The organism is Thalassococcus profundi, from assembly GCF_003344785.1.
In the GTDB taxonomy this organism is placed as follows: Bacteria; Pseudomonadota; Alphaproteobacteria; order Rhodobacterales; family Rhodobacteraceae; genus Puniceibacterium; species Puniceibacterium profundi.
The window spans coordinates 62417-78299 of sequence record NZ_QPMK01000011.1 but is presented as its reverse complement, the minus strand read 5'-3'; the positions used below and the strand labels follow the sequence as shown (position 1 = coordinate 78299).

Annotated in this window: 17 protein-coding genes; 4 read left to right on the top strand and 13 right to left on the bottom strand. The window is 67.6% G+C overall.

The window, feature by feature from the left end; translation table 11 throughout:
• Positions 1-10: 10 nt before the first annotated feature.
• The 7 genes from DU478_RS14200 to DU478_RS14170 form a co-directional block, all read right to left on the bottom strand.
• Positions 11-1129: an SPFH domain-containing protein gene (locus DU478_RS14200; protein ID WP_114511628.1), complete on the bottom strand. Its 1119-nt coding sequence runs from the start codon at positions 1127-1129 to the stop codon at positions 11-13.
• A 26-nt stretch (positions 1130-1155) separates the two neighbouring features.
• Positions 1156-2130 (bottom strand): DUF2927 domain-containing protein, encoded by a 975-nt coding sequence (locus DU478_RS14195; RefSeq protein ID WP_114511627.1) that lies wholly within the window; start codon positions 2128-2130, stop codon positions 1156-1158.
• A complete protein-coding gene (locus tag DU478_RS14190; protein ID WP_114511626.1) occupies positions 2127-3326 on the bottom strand; it encodes a toxic anion resistance protein in 1200 nt (399 codons plus the stop codon). Before DU478_RS14190 ends, DU478_RS14195 begins: the two co-directional genes overlap by 4 nt.
• A gap of 27 nt (positions 3327-3353) precedes the next feature.
• A complete protein-coding gene (locus DU478_RS14185; protein WP_114511625.1) occupies positions 3354-4238 on the bottom strand; it encodes a 5-bromo-4-chloroindolyl phosphate hydrolysis family protein in 885 nt (294 codons plus the stop codon).
• Positions 4239-4415: 177 nt separating this feature from the next.
• Positions 4416-5258, bottom strand: coding sequence for a hypothetical protein (locus DU478_RS14180; protein WP_114511624.1), 843 nt, complete (start codon positions 5256-5258; stop codon positions 4416-4418).
• Positions 5251-5448 carry a hypothetical protein gene (locus DU478_RS14175; protein WP_114511623.1) on the bottom strand — a complete coding sequence of 66 codons (198 nt, stop codon included), beginning with the start codon at positions 5446-5448 and terminating at the stop codon, positions 5251-5253. The genes DU478_RS14180 and DU478_RS14175 overlap by 8 nt, the downstream gene beginning before the upstream one ends.
• Before the next feature lie 105 nt (positions 5449-5553).
• On the bottom strand, positions 5554-6348 hold the full coding sequence (locus DU478_RS14170; RefSeq protein ID WP_114511622.1) for a pseudouridine synthase: 795 nt from the start codon (positions 6346-6348) through the stop codon (positions 5554-5556).
• 63 nt (positions 6349-6411) lie between these two features.
• Between DU478_RS14170 and DU478_RS14165 the strand changes: the two genes are divergently transcribed.
• Positions 6412-6870: a nucleoside deaminase gene (locus tag DU478_RS14165; RefSeq protein WP_114511621.1), complete on the top strand. Its 459-nt coding sequence runs from the start codon at positions 6412-6414 to the stop codon at positions 6868-6870.
• Between the two features lies 1 nt (position 6871).
• Positions 6872-7423, top strand: a complete 552-nt coding sequence (locus tag DU478_RS14160; RefSeq protein WP_114511620.1) for a pseudouridine synthase — start codon at positions 6872-6874, stop codon at positions 7421-7423.
• 192 nt (positions 7424-7615) lie between these two features.
• On the opposite strand, the gene hemF is transcribed toward DU478_RS14160, so the two are convergent.
• The 4 genes from hemF to clpS all read right to left on the bottom strand — a co-directional run bounded on the left by hemF (position 7616) and on the right by clpS (position 10848).
• Positions 7616-8509 carry an oxygen-dependent coproporphyrinogen oxidase gene (gene hemF / locus DU478_RS14155; RefSeq protein ID WP_114511619.1) on the bottom strand — a complete coding sequence of 298 codons (894 nt, stop codon included), beginning with the start codon at positions 8507-8509 and terminating at the stop codon, positions 7616-7618.
• A gap of 85 nt (positions 8510-8594) precedes the next feature.
• Positions 8595-9395 (bottom strand): SDR family NAD(P)-dependent oxidoreductase, encoded by an 801-nt coding sequence (locus DU478_RS14150; protein WP_114511618.1) that lies wholly within the window; start codon positions 9393-9395, stop codon positions 8595-8597.
• 46 nt (positions 9396-9441) lie between these two features.
• Positions 9442-10431, bottom strand: a complete 990-nt coding sequence (locus tag DU478_RS14145) for a class I SAM-dependent methyltransferase (RefSeq protein WP_114511617.1) — start codon at positions 10429-10431, stop codon at positions 9442-9444.
• A 54-nt stretch (positions 10432-10485) separates the two neighbouring features.
• Complete coding sequence (gene clpS, locus DU478_RS14140) at positions 10486-10848, bottom strand: ATP-dependent Clp protease adapter ClpS (RefSeq protein WP_114511616.1); 363 nt, start codon at positions 10846-10848, stop codon at positions 10486-10488.
• Between the two features lie 86 nt (positions 10849-10934).
• Between clpS and DU478_RS14135 the strand changes: the two genes are divergently transcribed.
• Positions 10935-11633 (top strand): HAD family hydrolase, encoded by a 699-nt coding sequence (locus DU478_RS14135; RefSeq protein ID WP_114511615.1) that lies wholly within the window; start codon positions 10935-10937, stop codon positions 11631-11633.
• A 254-nt stretch (positions 11634-11887) separates the two neighbouring features.
• Positions 11888-13324, top strand: coding sequence for a D-alanyl-D-alanine carboxypeptidase family protein (locus DU478_RS14130; RefSeq protein WP_233501280.1), 1437 nt, complete (start codon positions 11888-11890; stop codon positions 13322-13324).
• A gap of 217 nt (positions 13325-13541) precedes the next feature.
• Here DU478_RS14130 and ccoS read toward each other — a convergent pair whose 3' ends face one another.
• Together ccoS and DU478_RS14120 are read right to left on the bottom strand one after the other, a co-directional pair.
• A complete protein-coding gene (ccoS, locus tag DU478_RS14125; protein ID WP_114511613.1) occupies positions 13542-13700 on the bottom strand; it encodes a cbb3-type cytochrome oxidase assembly protein CcoS in 159 nt (52 codons plus the stop codon).
• Positions 13697-15883 (bottom strand): heavy metal translocating P-type ATPase, encoded by a 2187-nt coding sequence (locus tag DU478_RS14120; protein WP_114511612.1) that lies wholly within the window; start codon positions 15881-15883, stop codon positions 13697-13699. The genes ccoS and DU478_RS14120 overlap by 4 nt, the downstream gene beginning before the upstream one ends.

Sequence of the window (15883 nt, the reverse complement as noted above, 5' to 3'; positions counted from 1 at the left end):
TGCGCCCCGTTCAGCTGCCGGGCGGGGGCGGCGGCATCACGGTGAAGAGTTGCGCAAGCTCGGTCACGTCCTCGGCGCGCATCCAGCCGTCCTGGCCGGCGGTCCAGACATAGGTTTCGCGGCTTATCTCTCCGGCGCTGGCCATGCGGCCCAGGGCGGCGCGGGAAAACGGGCCCTTGGTCTGGCCGTTCTCGGCCACGTGCCAGACATGCTCGACCGGCGGCGGCGGCGGCGCGGCTGCAGCAGGCTGCTGCGTCGCGGGAGCCTGGCCCCAGGGGCCCTGGTTCGCCATCTGGTTGGCCATCGCCATGCCCATGCCGGCGCCGAGGCCCGCGGCCATGCCGCCACCCGCCGGATTGCTCGCCGCGGCCGTCATCGCCTCTGCCGCGGAATACTGCGTGAACTTCCCCAGATCGCCCGCGAGGCCCATGGACGTGCGTTTGTCCAGCGCCTGTTCGACGGCGGGGGGCAGCGAGATGTTCTCGATATACATCTCGGGCATGGTCAGGCCGTAGGTCGCCAGCGTCTTCGACACTTCGGAGGCCACCAGCTTGCCCAGGTCGCCGGTGTTGGCGGCCATGTCGAGCACCGGGATGCCGGAGCCGGCCAGCACGCGGCTCACCTCCTGCACGATGATGTTGCGGATCTGGTAGCTGATCTCGTCGCGGGTGAACTCGCCGTCGGTGCCGACGATCTCGACCAGGAACTTCGCCGGATCGGTGACACGGATCGAATAGGTGCCGAAGGCGCGCAGCCGCACCGGGCCGAATTCCGGATCGCGCGCCATGATCGGGTTCTTGGTGCCCCACTTGAGATCGTTGAAACGCGTCGTGTTGACGAAATAGACCTCGGACTTGAACGGGCTCTTGAAGCCGTGGTCCCAATGCTGGAGCGAGGTCATGATCGGCATGTTGTTGGTCTCGAGCATGTAGAGACCCGGGGTGAACACATCCGCCAGCTGGCCCTCGTGTACGAAGACCGCCGCCTGCCCTTCGCGTACCGTCAGCTTGGCGCCGTACTTGATCTCGTGGCCTTCGCGTTCGAAGCGCCAGACCATGGTGTCGCGGGTGTCGTCGGTCCAGTGGATGACGTCGATGAACTGGCCGGACAGGAAATCGAAAATGCCCATGGATTTATCCTTCTGCAGTATACGTGTCAGCTGGGTCCGCCGGTGAGCCCGGCGGCGATCTCGGCGGCGATGGGAAGCGCCTCGTCCTTGGTCATGCCGGGGCGCAGGCGCGGGTCGTAGAGGATGCGCAGCAGCAACTCGTCGTGGGTGGTGAGCAGCGCGAATTCGTCGTCGTCGTTGAAGATCGAGGGTCGCGCCGAGGGGCTATCATTGCCGACGCCCAACCCCTGTGCCACCTCCTCGTGGATGCACGACTGCGTCAGCAGGTCGGGATGTTCGGCGCGGATCAGGGCGATGGCCTGGTCGTAGTCATAACCGCCCTGCCGGTCGGAAAAGGCGATGACAAGGCAATGGATCGCGCGCGGCAGCCGGTCGAAAATCGAAAGCGATGCATCGCTGGCCTCGGGCACCAGTTGCTTGACCCGGGGTTTGACGCCGGCCATGTCGTCTTCGCCCATGAACAGAACGTGGAAATTCGGCGACGCGTCGGACATGGTGATCGAATGGCCGGTGACCCGCGCCAGACGGGCCACGTATCCCGCCAGCTTTTCGGCGTCGCGGCGGCGCGACGGGGCATCGACCGAGGCACCGAACTCGGCGGTGACGCGGACCGGCTGGGTCCATTTCTTGACCCGCCCGTCGCGGTCCGACGAGGGCCGGAAGCCGGCGCCGCGGACGTATTCCTCTTCCAGCGCGATGCGTTCGAAATTGCGCACCAGCATGGCGTCGGTAAAGGGCGTGTCCACCCCGCCGCCGTCGGTGCGCAAGAGCCCGCGCGACAGCAGGTCGGCCTGCACGCGGTTGTAATACTGTTCGAGCGCCTGGCTGGCTTCGGACCGGCGCGGCGCTTCGGGCGGCTTGCGCGGCGACGGCGCGGGCCGGTCGGGCCGCGCCTGCGGTTTGGTGTCCGGCGGGGCGGGCGGTGCCGGATCGCAGGCCGAAAGCGCCGCGATCGCCGTCAGGACCAAAGCGGCCCGCGTGCCCCAGCGACCGGGTCTCATCCCTTGGGAACCGCTGTGCCGGCGTTGTCGCCCACGCCATCGCGCCGGGCCTTGGCCGACGCCAGCGTGTCGCGCAGCTCGGCTTCCATCTTCTGCAGCTCGGCCTCGGCGGCGGCGCGGCGGGCCTTGCCCTCGTCGGCGATCTGCAGGCTTTCGTTGATGGTGCCGATCAGGTCGGCATTGGCCTGCTTGACCGCTTCGATGTCGAAGACCCCGCGCTCCATTTCTTCGCGGATCATCTTGTTGCTGTCGCGCAGGTTCTTGGCATTCGAGGTCAAGAGCTCGTTGGTCAGGTCGTTGGCATCGCGGACGGCCGACGCCGCCTCCGCCGAGCGCTGGATGGTGACCGCCTGCGCCAGCTGGGTTTCCCAGAGCGGCACGGTGTTGACGAGGGTCGAGTTGATCTTCGTCACCAGGCTCTTGTCGTTTTCCTGCACCAGCCGGATCGATGGCAGCGACTGCATCGTCACCTGCCGTGTCAGTTTCAGGTCGTGCACCCGGCGTTCCAGGTCGTCACGGGCGGCGCGCAGGTCGCGCAGCTCCTGCGCCTTCATCACCTGGTCGTTCTCGGCGGCGGCCTTCACCTCGGCCTCCTTGGCGGGGATGTCGGTGCCGTCGATCTCGGCCAGCTTGGCCTCTCCGGCGGCGATGTAAAGCGCCAGTTCGTCGTAGAACTGCAGCGTCTTTTCATACAGCATGTCGAGCGACTTGATGTCCTTCAGAAGCGTGTGCTCGTGCTTCAACAGATCGTCGGTGATGCGGTCGATCTGGCCCTGCACATCCTCGAATTTTGCGGTGAATTTGGCAAAGGGCGCGGCACGGCCCAGCAGCTTTTCCCACCAGCTGCGTTCGCGTCGCACGTCGAGTTCGGAGACGGAAAAGCCGCGGATGGCGCTGACGATGGTGCGCAGGGAGTCGCCCGCGGGCCCCACGTCCTTGTTGCGCACGTCCTGCAGCATCGCCTGGCTGATCTCCTGCAGCTCGGACTGCGCCGCAGAGCCGAAGGACACGATGCTCTGGGTGTCGGCCATGTCGATCTCGGCCATCCGCGACCTGATCTCTTCGCCCACCGGCGCGTCGGCCTGCGCCAACGGCACCACGGCGTCAGCGTCTTTGGGTTCGGGCAGGACAAGCGCGTTGACCTCGTCAACCATGGCGACGGAGGCTTCGGCTTTGGCGCGGACTGTATCGGACATGGGTGGTTTCCTTTTGAAAACGGATGTTTACGACGGACGCACGCCTTCGCGTTGCAGCCGGTCGCGCAGAACCTCGATTTCGACCGTGAGGTCGGAGTTGGTGTCGAGCAACAGCTTGCGGGTCTTCAGGCCGAAGCTTTCCTCGAGATCGGTCAGCAGCTGCAAGAAATCGCTGCGGGCGTCCTGATCGCGGGTGCGCGTGTAGACGTCGGCGAACTTCACCGCCGCATCGCGCGCGCCCATGAGGTAGACGCCCAGGAACTTGCGCGCCGCGGTGAGGTCGCGTGGGTCTTCCTCGACCGTGCGGATCAGGTCACGGGCCTTGAGCTGGAACCGCTCCACCCGCGCCTCGATCTGGCGGTCGCCGGAGCGGCGGGCGGCCTCGGCCATGCCGGAGAGGTATTTTTCCGCCTCGTCCACCACGGCGGCGACGCGGTCTTGCTGGAAGGTGTCGACGCCTTCCATCCCCTTGTCGCGCATCGGGTCGATGCCGAAGGCGCCCAGGTGCAGCGCGCCGGTGGCCACGGCAAAGATCACCGGTGCCGCGACACCCGGTTCGGAGGTCCAGGCGGCGATGCCGGCGCCGATCCCGGCCAGCACGGCGGCGAAAAGCTTGCGCGGAAGGGCGGGGCGTCGGGCGACCTTTCGGGCGTTGTATTCCGCCTCGGCCCGCAGGCCGTCCCGCAAAAGCCACGCCCCCAGCAACAGCGCGCCCGCGCCGAGAAGTCCCGCGGCCAGACCGGCAGCCCCCGCCGTCAGCGACGTCGCGGCCAGCACGATCGGCGGCAGGAACAGCACGTTGCTGCGCGCGCCGACAGGATCGACCTTTGCGCCGTCGAAGGCGGGGCGGTCGTCTTGAGAGGATGAGGAAGAGCCGTCGGGGCTGTACTTGCCCCCGAAACGCTGCGCCATGGGTCAGAGCCCCCCGAGCAGGCCGGAGCTGAGCCCGAAAAGCAGGACGATCAAAAGCACATACGCGATTTTCTGCAGCCCCGTGCCGGACATCGGACCCTCCGGGTTCGTCTCGGTTCACGGGGAACTTATGTCATCCGGTGCGGCTGTGCTAGGGGGAACTCCGCCGCTGCAGCGTCACGCGGCGCTTTCGTGCGTCATGCGGTCGAGCAGCAGGTCGGTTTCCAGTTCGAAGGCATCGCGGGTTTCCGAATCGCGCCGCTTGCGTGCCCGCTTTTCAAAGGCCCTGGCCAGCGCGTCGAGCTTGGCGACATAGCGTGTACGCGCCTGGGGAGCCTCTTCGCCCTCCCAACTGTCCACCAGGCGGTCGACCTCGAAATTCAGCATCTGGAGGAATTTCATCAGCGGCTTACGCAGGGCGCGTAACTCGGAAGGGTCGCTGGACAATGCCCGCAAGAGCCGCATCACCGCGGTCTGCACCGCCTGGGTGCGACGCACAAGCTCGGCATCCCCGAGCGGGGACAGGTCGGCGACCATGCGGTCGAGCGCGGCATTGGTCGCGCCGATCAGTTCCGCGGCGCGCTGGCGCAGGACGAATTCGGGATTGTCGGTGCCCTTGTCGCGCATCGGGTCGGGACCGAAGGCCGCGATGCCAAGTCCGGCGGCCAGCATGCCGACAAGGAACGGCACCCAAAGGCTCGCGAATTGCGGGATCGCCAGGACGATCACCAGGAGACCGATCTGCACACACCCGAAGATCTTGCGCGGAAACCGCGGCTTGTACGCCACTTCGGCAGCGTCATAGGCGGCCTGAACGCGCTGACCCTGACGGATCATCGACAGGCCGGTCGCAAAGAGCCCCAGCAACAGGGCAGCCGCAACCAGGCCGATGAAGGAGCCGTGAAAGACCCAGAGGAACAGCGGGCAGGCGGCGAAGAACAGGAGTCCCAGCGGCGGGCCGGGCACGGGCGGCTCTGCGACCGGTTCGGCGCGTTTCAGAAAGGGCAGGCGCTTAGGCATAGCAGGTCACGAATATCAGCACCCAAAGCCCCGCGAAGGCCAGGTTCGGCCAAAGCTGACCGGTCTGGCGCGACCGCGTCGTCACCGCGCGCAGGGTCTGCGCCGTGTCCCGCGCCACGTGGCGCAGGTTGGCCACGAACAGGAACGTGGTGCAGAACATGATGGCGAGGGCTACGAAGGTGATCAGCATGCCCCAACTCATGCCCGCCAATCGGGGCGAAAAAACGGCACGGGCCGGGAAAAACGGAGGATTCTAAACCTTGGTTAACACGGGTTTAGCCGTTTCGGAACGCGGTCACGGGGTGTCCCGGCGCGGCTGCTTTCGGCGGCGCGTGGGCACCGGCTTGTCGGGTTTCGGACCGTCGAGGCCCAGCTGGTCTCGCACCACCTTGCGGCGCACCTCCTCGACGGCGCCGGGCTTCAGCTGGCCCAGCTGGAACGGCCCGTAGGACACGCGGATCAGCCGGTTCACCGACAGGCCGATATCCTCCATGGCGCGGCGGATCTCGCGGTTCTTGCCTTCGCGGATCGCCACCGTCAGCCAGGCATTGGCGCCCTGCTGGCGGTCGATCGACACGATCATCGGCTGGAAGCGCTGCCCGTCCACGGTCAGACCCTGGCGCAGCGGTTCGACCGTCGCATCGGTGGGCCGCCCGTTGACGCGCACGCGATACTTGCGCAGCCACCCCGTCGAGGGCAGTTCCAGCTTGCGCTTGATGCCGCCGTCGTTGGTGAGCAGCAGGAGCCCTTCGGAATTGAGGTCGAGCCGGCCCACCGACATCACCCGCGGCAGCTCCTCGGGGAGGTCGTCGTAAATCGTCGGGCGGCCCTGTTCGTCGCGCGTGGTGGTCACAAGGCCCGTCGGCTTGTGATAAAGCCACATGCGCGGCGCGTCCGGCTCTCCCAGCGGCTTGCCGTCGACGGTGATCTTGTCGGCGGATGTGACGTTCAGCGCGGCGCGGGTGATGACGGCGCCGTTGACGCTGACGCGGCCGGCCTCGATCATGCGTTCGGCTTCGCGGCGCGAGGCGATGCCTGCGCGCGCGAGAACCTTGGCGATGCGGTCGCCGGGAGGGGTGTCGGTGCTCATGCAGGATGCGCTACCGCAATTTCCGGGCTTGGGGAAGGGTGCTGCGCAGGGTAGGAACGCGCCATGACCTTTGCCACCCATATGGAGGCCGCCCTGGCCGAGGCTCGCACCGCCGGCCGCCGCGATGAAGTGCCGGTGGGCGCCGTGGTGGTGTCGCCGCGTGGTGCGGTGATCGCGGCGGCGGGCAACCGCACGCGGGAACTGAATGATCCCACCGCCCATGCGGAGATGCTGGCGATCCGCGCGGCCTGCGCGGCGCTGGGTGTCGAGCGGCTGGTGGATCACGATCTTTACGTCACGTTGGAGCCGTGCCCGATGTGCGCCGCCGCCATCTCTGCCGCGCGCATCCGCCGGCTCTATTACGGCGCGGCCGATCCGAAATCCGGCGGCGTGGCGCAGGGGGCGCGGGTGTTTTCTCATCCGCAATGCCATCACCGGCCCGAGGTCTACGACGGCATCGCCGCCGAAGAGGCCGAAGCGCTGCTGCGCGGCTTCTTCCGCTACAAGCGGTCGGAGGGCTGAGGTGCCGCGGGTGATCCTGTTCAACAAGCCCTTCGGCGTGCTGTCGCAATTCACCGACAAGGGCACCGAGGGCAGTCCGCGCCCGACCCTGTCGCGATACATCGAACTGCCCGGCGTCTACGCCGCCGGGCGGCTTGACCGCGACAGCGAAGGCTTGCTGGTGCTGACCGACGGCGGTCGGCTGCAGAAACGCCTGAGCGATCCGGCCTTCAAGCAGCCCAAAACCTACCTCGTGCAGATCGAAGGGACGCCGACCGCGGATCAGCTCGACGCGCTGCGGCGGGGCGTGACGCTGAAGGACGGGCCGACCCGGCCCGCCGAAGCCGAGGAGATCGCGGCCCCGGAGCTCTGGCCGCGCGATCCGCCGGTGCGGTTCCGCAAGACCGTGCCCGAGGCCTGGCTGCGGCTGACGATTCGCGAGGGTCGCAACCGGCAGGTGCGGCGGATGACGGCGCATGTGGGCCTGCCCTGCCTGCGCCTTGTGCGCTGGTCGGTGGCGGGCTGGACCCTTGACGGACTCGCGCCGGGGACGTGGATCGACGCGCCGCGGTGATCGTCCGTTTCGGTCGATACGAGAGACGTCGTCCGATGGCTTGGGCTTCGGCGCAAAAGGATCGCCCCAAAGGGCGATACGAGAGACCAGTCTCTCGTGCTCTCTGAGGGTTATTGTGAACCGAAGAAGGGGGGTCTCTTCTCCGGTTTCAAAATACCTCCGCCGGAGGCATGAAATTCTTCTGGCGCGCCTTCAGACCCATTTCGCCAGCGGCGGCAGGCTCATCAGGACGGCATTGGCGTCATGGCCGGTTTCCAGCCCGAACCTGGTGCCGCGATCGTAGACGAGGTTGTATTCGGCATAAAGCCCGCGGTGCACCAGCTGAATATCCTTGTCGGCCTCGGTCCAGAGGTGTTCCTTGCGCCCTTCCACCAGCGGCAGATAGGCGGGCAGGAAGGCGCGGCCGATGTCGCGTGTGAGCGCGAAGTCCGCTTCCCAGTCGCCGGTGTTGTGGTCGTCCATGAAGATGCCGCCGACGCCGCGGGCGCGGTGGCGGTGCGGGATGTAGAAATATTCGTCCGCCCAGGCCTTGAGTTTCGGATAGAAGTCCGCTCCGTGCGGGTCGAGATGCGCCTGCTGCGTGGCGTGGAAATGCGCCGTGTCCTCGGCATATTCGATGCAGGGGTTCAAGTCCGACCCGCCACCGAACCACCAGGCGTGCGGGGTCCAGAACATCCGGGTGTTCATGTGCACCGCCGGGGCATGCGGGTTCTGCATATGGGCGACGAGACTGATGCCGCTGGCCCAGAAGCGCGGATCCTCGGCCATGCCGGGGATGCCCTTGCGCGCGGCCATGGCCATCTGGGCCCGTTCGCCCAGCGTGCCGTAGACGGTCGAGACGTTGACGCCGACCTTTTCGAAGACCCGGCCGCCGCGCAGCACCGACATCAGGCCGCCGCCCGCGTCCGACCCGTCGTCCGAGGTGCGCCTGGTCTCGGTCACCTCGAAGCGGCCCGGAGCCGTATCTGAGAGCGGGCCGTTGGTGTGGCCGGTCTCGAGCGTCTCGAAGGCGGTCACGATCTGGTCGCGCAGCTCGCGGAACCAGGCGGCGGCGCGGGTTTTTTCCGAGGCGAAGTCTTCGGTCATGGGTCTTCCTGTCTGGTTGCGCCGCACCTTGCGCGAATGCGCGGCGGGCGACAACCGGGTAACGCGGCGGGATCGGGGTGCCGGATCAATGCGCCGGCGCGGTCACCGGGTCGAGCAGGGTGCGCCCGCCGTCGACGGTCATGATCTGGCCGGTCATGAAGCTGGCCGCGTCCGAGCAGAGGTATTGCACGGTTTCCGACAGTTCTCCGGGCGCGGCGATGCGGCCCATGGGCGTGTGGTCCTCGATATCGGCGCGGTATTCGGAATGATCCTTGAGCGTGCTCTTGAGGCTGGCCGACATCACCGACCCGAAGGCCACGGCGTTGACCCGGATGCGGTGCGGGGCCAGCGCCACCGCCATCGACCTGGTCATCTGGTCGAGGGCGGCGCAGGACACCGAATAGGCCAGCAGATCCGGATGCGTGCGCCGCGCGGCGATGGAGCTGAGGTTGACGATGGCCCCGGCATGGCCGCCGTCGTGGCCTTCGGCCTGCTTGATCATGCGTTTCGACACGACCTGCGTCAGCCGCAGCGCGGTCATCAGGTTCTGTTCCAACAGCTTGTCGACGGATGTGTCGTCGCCGTCGAGCGGATCGGAGGGCAGCAGCTGGCGCGAGCCGTTGACCAGGATGTCCACCCGGTCGAAGGCGTCGAGCGTGGCCGACAGCAGATTGGCCAGCGTCAGCCGTTCGCGCAGATCGCCGGCGAAATAGCGGATCGTGTCCTCTTCGCTGGCGGCGCCCACTTCCTTGGCCAGCCGCGCCTCGTCCATATCGGCGAACATGACGTTGGCGCCTTTCTGGGCCAGGTGCCGCGCGATGGACAGGCCAACGCCATTGGCGGCGCCGGTGACGATGGCGGTCTTGCCTTCGACGGAGAATGACATGCAGGGGATCCTGGCTGTGGCGGAGTCGCGGGGACGTTAGCGCAGATCAGCGCCGCGCGCGAGAGGGGCGTTGCGCATGCAGAACCTTGAACTTGGAGCTTCCGGCCGCCTCGCTCACTTGCGCGAACAGGTCGTTCAGCGTCGCCTCGTAGGGCAGGTGCCGGTTGGCGACCAGCCACAGGTGTCCGCCGGGTTTCAACGCGCCCGCCGCGGCGGCGATGAAGGCGCGGCCCAGGTCCGGGTCGGCCTTGCGCGAGGTATGGAAGGGCGGGTTCATCACCACCGTGTCCAGGCGTTCAGGGAACACCCAGGTCGGCACGTCGGCCCAGTGGAACCGGGCGCGGGGGTCTGTGATGTTGGACCGTGCGCAGTCGAGCGCCGCGTGATCCGCCTCCACGAGGTGCAGGGTGTCGATGCCCTCGCGCTCCAGCACCCGTGCGGCGAGGTAGCCCCATCCGGCGCCGAAATCCGCAACCGCCGCGCCCAGCTTGGCGGGCAGCGTTTCGGCCAGCAGCGCCGAGGCCGGATCGACGGCGTCGGCGGAAAAGACGCCGGGCGCGGTGATCCAGCCATCGGCGTTGGGCGCGGGTCCGGCGCTGGCCCAGTCCGACAGGATGTCGGACGCCGGGAACCAGAAGGCCTTGCCATGCGCCTTGGACACTTGACCATCGAGCGTCAGGCGCGCGCGGAGGTGTTTGAGCATCGGTTCGATCCCGTCGGTCTTCTGCCCGTCGATCATCACAACACCATCGGTGATCGCATTGGCCAAGGCCACGTCCGCAAAGGCGCGGTCGCGGGCACGCGGCAGGAACACGATCGACGCGGCATAGCGCCCCTCGGGCGCTGGCGCACAGTCGAAGCCGCGGGCGCGCAGGGCGTCGAAGTCGGGCCGGAAGCCCTGCACGGCATGGCAGCGGTCGCGGGGCAGGGCGGCAAGGTCGGTGTCGGCCTGCGGGTTCATGAGCAAAATGCGGCCCGCGTCGGGCAGAACGAAGGTGCCCGCCTCGAGGCAGGTGGTCAGTCGGGACGTGGCCATGTGGTCAGACTTTCGGGACGGGGCGGGCGGCCTGTCCGGTTGCGCCGGGGCCGCTCACTCTTTTTCCATGGTGCATTGCAGCGGGTGCTGGTGGCGCCGGGCGAAATCCATCACCTGGCCCACCTTGGTCTCGGCGATTTCGTGGCTGAAGACGCCGACGACGGCGACGCCCTTCTTGTGCACGGTCAGCATGATCTCGAACGCCTGGGCGTGGTTGAGCCCGAAGAAGCGTTCCAGCACGTGCACGACGAATTCCATCGGCGTGTAATCGTCGTTCAGCAGCAGCACCTTGTAAAGCGGCGGGCGCTTGGTCTTGGGCTTGGTTTCCAGCACGACACCGGCATCCCCGTCGCCATCGTCGGGGGTGTTGGCGCCTTGCAGCTGCGGCGCGATTTGGCTGTGGCGTAGCTCGAACATGAAGCTCCGGTCGTGTTACGGGTTGGAGGATGTATATAACCTGCCCATGGCGCGAGAAAAGAGCCGAAGCAGGAGGTCGGGGCAGAATGGCGCGGAATTTGGTGACAATCGGCTTCGATGCCGACGACACGCTCTGGCACAACGAACGATTTTTCAAGGATACGCAGGCGCGATTCGCCGATCTGCTGGCCGATCATACGGACCGCGCGGGGCTCGACGCGCGGCTCGAGGCGGCGGAGCGTCGCAACATCGGGCACTACGGGTTCGGCGTGAAGGGGTTCACCCTGTCGATGATCGAAACCGCAATCGAGGTGACCGACGGGCAGGTGCCGGCCAGCGTGATCGCGGAGCTGCTGGCGGCGGGGCGCGAGATGCTGGCGCACCCGGTGGAGCTCTTGCCGCATGCGCGGGAGGCGGTCGAGGCGGTGGCGGGCACGCATCACCTCGTGCTCATCACCAAGGGCGATCTGCTGCACCAGGAGCGCAAGCTGGCGCAATCGGGGCTTGGAGAGCTGTTCGATGCGGTGGAAATCGTGTCGGACAAGGACCGCAGGACCTATGCCCGCATCTTCGACCGCAGTCCGGGAGGGCCGGCGGCGGCGATGATGGTCGGCAATTCGATGAAATCCGACGTGATCCCGGCGATCGAAGCCGGCGGCTGGGGTGTCTTCGTGCCGCATGACCTGGCCTGGTCGCTCGAACACGCCGAGCCGCCGGAGCATCCGCGCTACCATACGTTGCAGGACCTTGGCGCGCTGCCCGCACTGGTCGCGGCTCTGGGATGAGTCGTCCGCCACATTCCTGCCACAATCGCCCTAATGGTAGGGCCGGATGCCACAAGCCCCACATCTGGTTCCAGACGCAAGGAAATTTCTGCGAAGCGCTTTGTTTTGAAGGGTTTATTGCTCAGCCTTCATGTGCTACGATTATTCCATAAGCAGAAAAAAGTTCACCGGAAAAATCCGGGGACGAACGAGGCAGAGAAGGCAGATACATCGTGACAGGACGGCATAAAACGCCGGGCCTCATGGGCCTGTGTATGATTCTTCTGACAGGGTTGATCTGGGTCGTTCCGCTGTCAGTCATGGCAGCACCTTACGCCGCCATGGTCATCGACGCACGCAGCGGCGAGGTGCTGCATTCCGAAAATGCCGACACCCGGCTGCATCCCGCATCGCTGACCAAGATGATGACCCTCTACATCGCATTCGAGGCGGTGCAGAACGGCGAGATCAGCATGGACACAGAGGTGACGATTTCGCGGAATGCCGCGGCGGAACCGCCGTCGAAACTCGGGCTGCGCGCGGGGCAGAAGATCAAGCTGCGCTATCTCGTGCGGGCGGCGGCGGTGAAATCCGCCAATGACGCGGCCACCGCCATCGGCGAGGCGATCATGGGCTCCGAAGCGGCCTTTGCGCGACGCATGAACCGCACCGCCAAGGCGCTGGGCATGACCCGCACCACTTTCAAGAACATGCACGGTCTGACCGAAGACGGACATCTGTCGACGGCGCGCGACATGACCATACTCGGGCGGCACGTGCTCTACGATTACCCGCAGTATTACAACCTCTTCTCGCGCCAGAGCACCGATGCCGGCATCAAGGCGGTCAACAACACCAACCGCCGGATGCTGTCCTCCTACCGCGGCGCCGACGGGATCAAGACCGGCTACACCCGCGCTGCGGGCTTCAACCTTGTCGCCTCTGCCGAGCGCGGCAGCGAGCGGATCATCGCCACGGTCTTCGGCGGCAACTCCACCGCCTCGCGCAACGCGCAGGTGGCCAAGCTGCTGGACCTCGGGTTCGAGAAGGCGCCCAGCCGCGTCGCCTTTCGCGCCCCGAGCCGCCCGCCCTACGAAGGCAAGGGCGATCTGCTGATCGCGAAATCCTCGGACCCGACGCCCGGCACGCACGCCAAGTCGATCCGCGTGGCCTCGGCTGCCGTGACGCAAAGCCTGCGTCCGAAGGCGCGCGGCGGCGCGGCAGAGCCGCTGCCCGACCTGCTGGTCGCAGAGGTGGGCAAGGACATCGACGCGGTCCTGAGCGCCGTGCAGGACGTGTCGTCGCGCAACGCGGTCGAAACGGCCGTGGCCGCCGTCGCCGTCGATCCGGGCGCCGTGGCGCCGGCGCAAAGCGTCAAGCCGCAGCGCCGTCCGTCCGAGGTCATCCTGGCCAGCGTCCGCGCCGAACCGGCGCCGGAGTCGGCCGAGGTGGTGAGCCGGGTCTCGACCTCCGGCGGGCGCCACTGGGGCATCAATGTGGGCCGCTATCCCAGCAAGTACGACGCCGAAAAGGTGCTGCTGAAGACCGCTCTGGCCGAGATGTCGACCCTCGACGGCACCCTGCGCAAGGTGGTGGCGCGCAATTCGGGCTACGACGCCAACTTCATGGGCATGACCCGCGACTCCGCGGATCTGGCTTGCCGCCGCCTGCAGGCGCGCCAGGTGACCTGTTTCATGATCGGGCCGAGCTGAGCGGCTCCGCATCGGGGAAATTGCAAAGGGCGGTCGGGAGGCCGCCCTTTTCCTGTCCGGTGCGTCGGAGAATTGTGCGCGTGGCGCCAGGGCCGTCGGCCGCGGCGCATCCGTTGAACGTCAGAAGGGTCATCAGACCTGCCGCGGGGACGGAAAACCTTCAGAGCAAAAGGCCGCCCAGATCATCGGTTTCGTCGCGCCCTCTGCGGCCTGTCGCTCAGCCCCTTGGCCGGTCGTCGAAATCGTCGCGCAGGATGCGCTGCGCGTCGCCTTCGGGATCGTCGTATTGCCGCGTGCGCAGCGTGTAGAGAAAGGCCGCGAGGCCGAGGCCGCCGAGGATCAGCGAGATCGGGATCAGGTAGGCGAGGATGGTCATGCTTTGCCTTTCAGGCGCAGGGCGTTCAGCGAAACGGTGATGGACGAGGTGGACATCGCCAGTGCCGCGATCAGAGGCGAGCAGAGTCCGGCCACGGCCAGCGGCACCGCGATCACGTTGTACCAGCTGGCGATGCGGAAATTCTGCCGGATCCGCCGGGTGGCGAGCCGCGCCGTCGCCAGGGCCGCGGGTAGGGGGGCGAGGCTCTGGCCCAGGAGCACGATGTCCGACGCCGCCCGCGCCGCGTCGAGCGCCGTGGCCGGGGAGATCGACACATGCGCGGCGCTGAGTGCCACCGTGTCGTTGAGCCCGTCGCCGACCATCAGCACCTTGCGGCCCTCTGCGGCAAGCGCGGAAATGCGCGCGGCTTTGGCCTCGGGCCGGGCCTCGGCCTGCCAGTCGGAGATGCCCAGCCGCTGTGCCAGTTGCGCCACGGGTGTCGCCGCGTCGCCCGAAAGCAGCACCACGTGCAATCCGGCGTCGCGGAAGCCCCGCACCGCTGCATCCGCGCCTGTGCGCACGGTGTCGGCGAAGGTGATCGCGCGCGGTGGCTGCTGTCCGTCGGACAGCCAGGTGGCCGTCGCCGTGCCGGGCGCCGTCCCGACCCATGCGGCGCGCCCGAGGCGCAGGGTGACGTCGTTCACGCGGGCTTCGGTGCCCTCGCCCGGGATTTCGCGCAGGTCGGTGACCGTGGCAGGCGTCACGCCGCGGTTGCGCAGCGCCGCTGCAAGCGCCCGTGCCAGCGGATGCGACGAGCCTTCGGCCAGCGCCAGCGCGAGGCGCTGATCGTTTGTCGGCAGGTCGTCCAGGTTGGTGGGATGCAGCGCCCCGTCGGTCAGCGTGCCGGTCTTGTCGAAGACCACGGTATCGACCTCGGCCAGCCGTTCCAGCGCGGTGGCGTCCTTGATCAGCAGCCCGCGCCGATAGAGCCGGCCCGAGGCGGCGGTGGTCACCGCCGGAACCGCCAGCCCCAGCGCGCAGGGGCATGTGATGATGAGCACGGCGGCGGCAATGCCGGTCGCGGTGCGCAGGTCCCAGGTGGCGAGGTACCAGCCCAGGAAGGACAGCGCCGCAAGGATGTGCACCCCCGGTGCATAGAGCCGCGCCGCGCGGTCGGCGAGCGAGGTGTAGCGCGACCGGCCCGACTCGGCGATGGCCACCAGGTCGGCGAGACGGTGCAGAGAACTGTCGCGCCCCACGGCGGTGGCCCGCAGCACCAGCGGTCCGGTGAGGTTGACCTCTCCCGCGCTGATCGAATCGCCGGGACCCGCGGGCACCGGCAGGGTCTCTCCTGTCAGGAGCGCGCGGTCGCGTTCGGACCGGCCCTCGGTCACGACGCCGTCGACAGGAACGCGCCCGCCGGGGCGCACCCGGACCAGGTCGCCGACGCGCAGGGCGGCAACGGCCACCTCTTCATCGGCGCCGGTGGGCGTCAGGCGCCAGGCCCGCGGCACTTCGAGCGCGGTCAGTTCCTGTGCTGCGGACCGCGCGATGGCGCGGGTGCGGTGATCGAGGTAGCGGCCCGCCAGCAGGAAAAACGTCAGCGTGATCGCCGCGTCGAAATAGGCATGTGCGCCGGACTGCGCGGTTTCCCATACCGAGGTGCCAAGCGCCAGCAGGATCGCGAGCGCGATCGGCACATCCATGTTCATGCGTCCCGCACGCAGGGCACGTGCGGCGCTCACAAAGAAGGGCTGGGCCGAAAAGGCGGCGGTGGGCAGGGCGATGGCGGCAGAAACCCAGTGAAAGAGGTCCCGCGTGGCACCCTCGGCCCCGGACCAGACGGCGACCGACAGCAGCATGATGTTCATCATGGCGAAGCCTGCCACGGCAAGCCGCATCAGCAGATCGCGCCCGGCGCGGTCGCTGTCGCTGCCGCGCAGAGCCTCGCGGTCGAGCGCGTGGGCTTCGAATCCGGCAGAACCCAGCAGGGACACGAGATCGTCGGTGGTGGTGCCGGGGGCGGCGCTGACCGTGGCGCGCTTCAGGGTCAGGTTCACCCGCGCGGCGCTGATACGGGGATCGGCCAGCAGCGCACGTTCGACCCCCGCGATGCAGGCGGCGCAATGGATGCCGGGCAGCGACAGCAGCAGATCCGCCTCGGTCGGAGCGGCGGCGGTGCGCGCGATCTCCTGAGCGGCGGGCGCGGCGAGGCAGGCGGGGCAGGCGGAGACCTGGGTCAT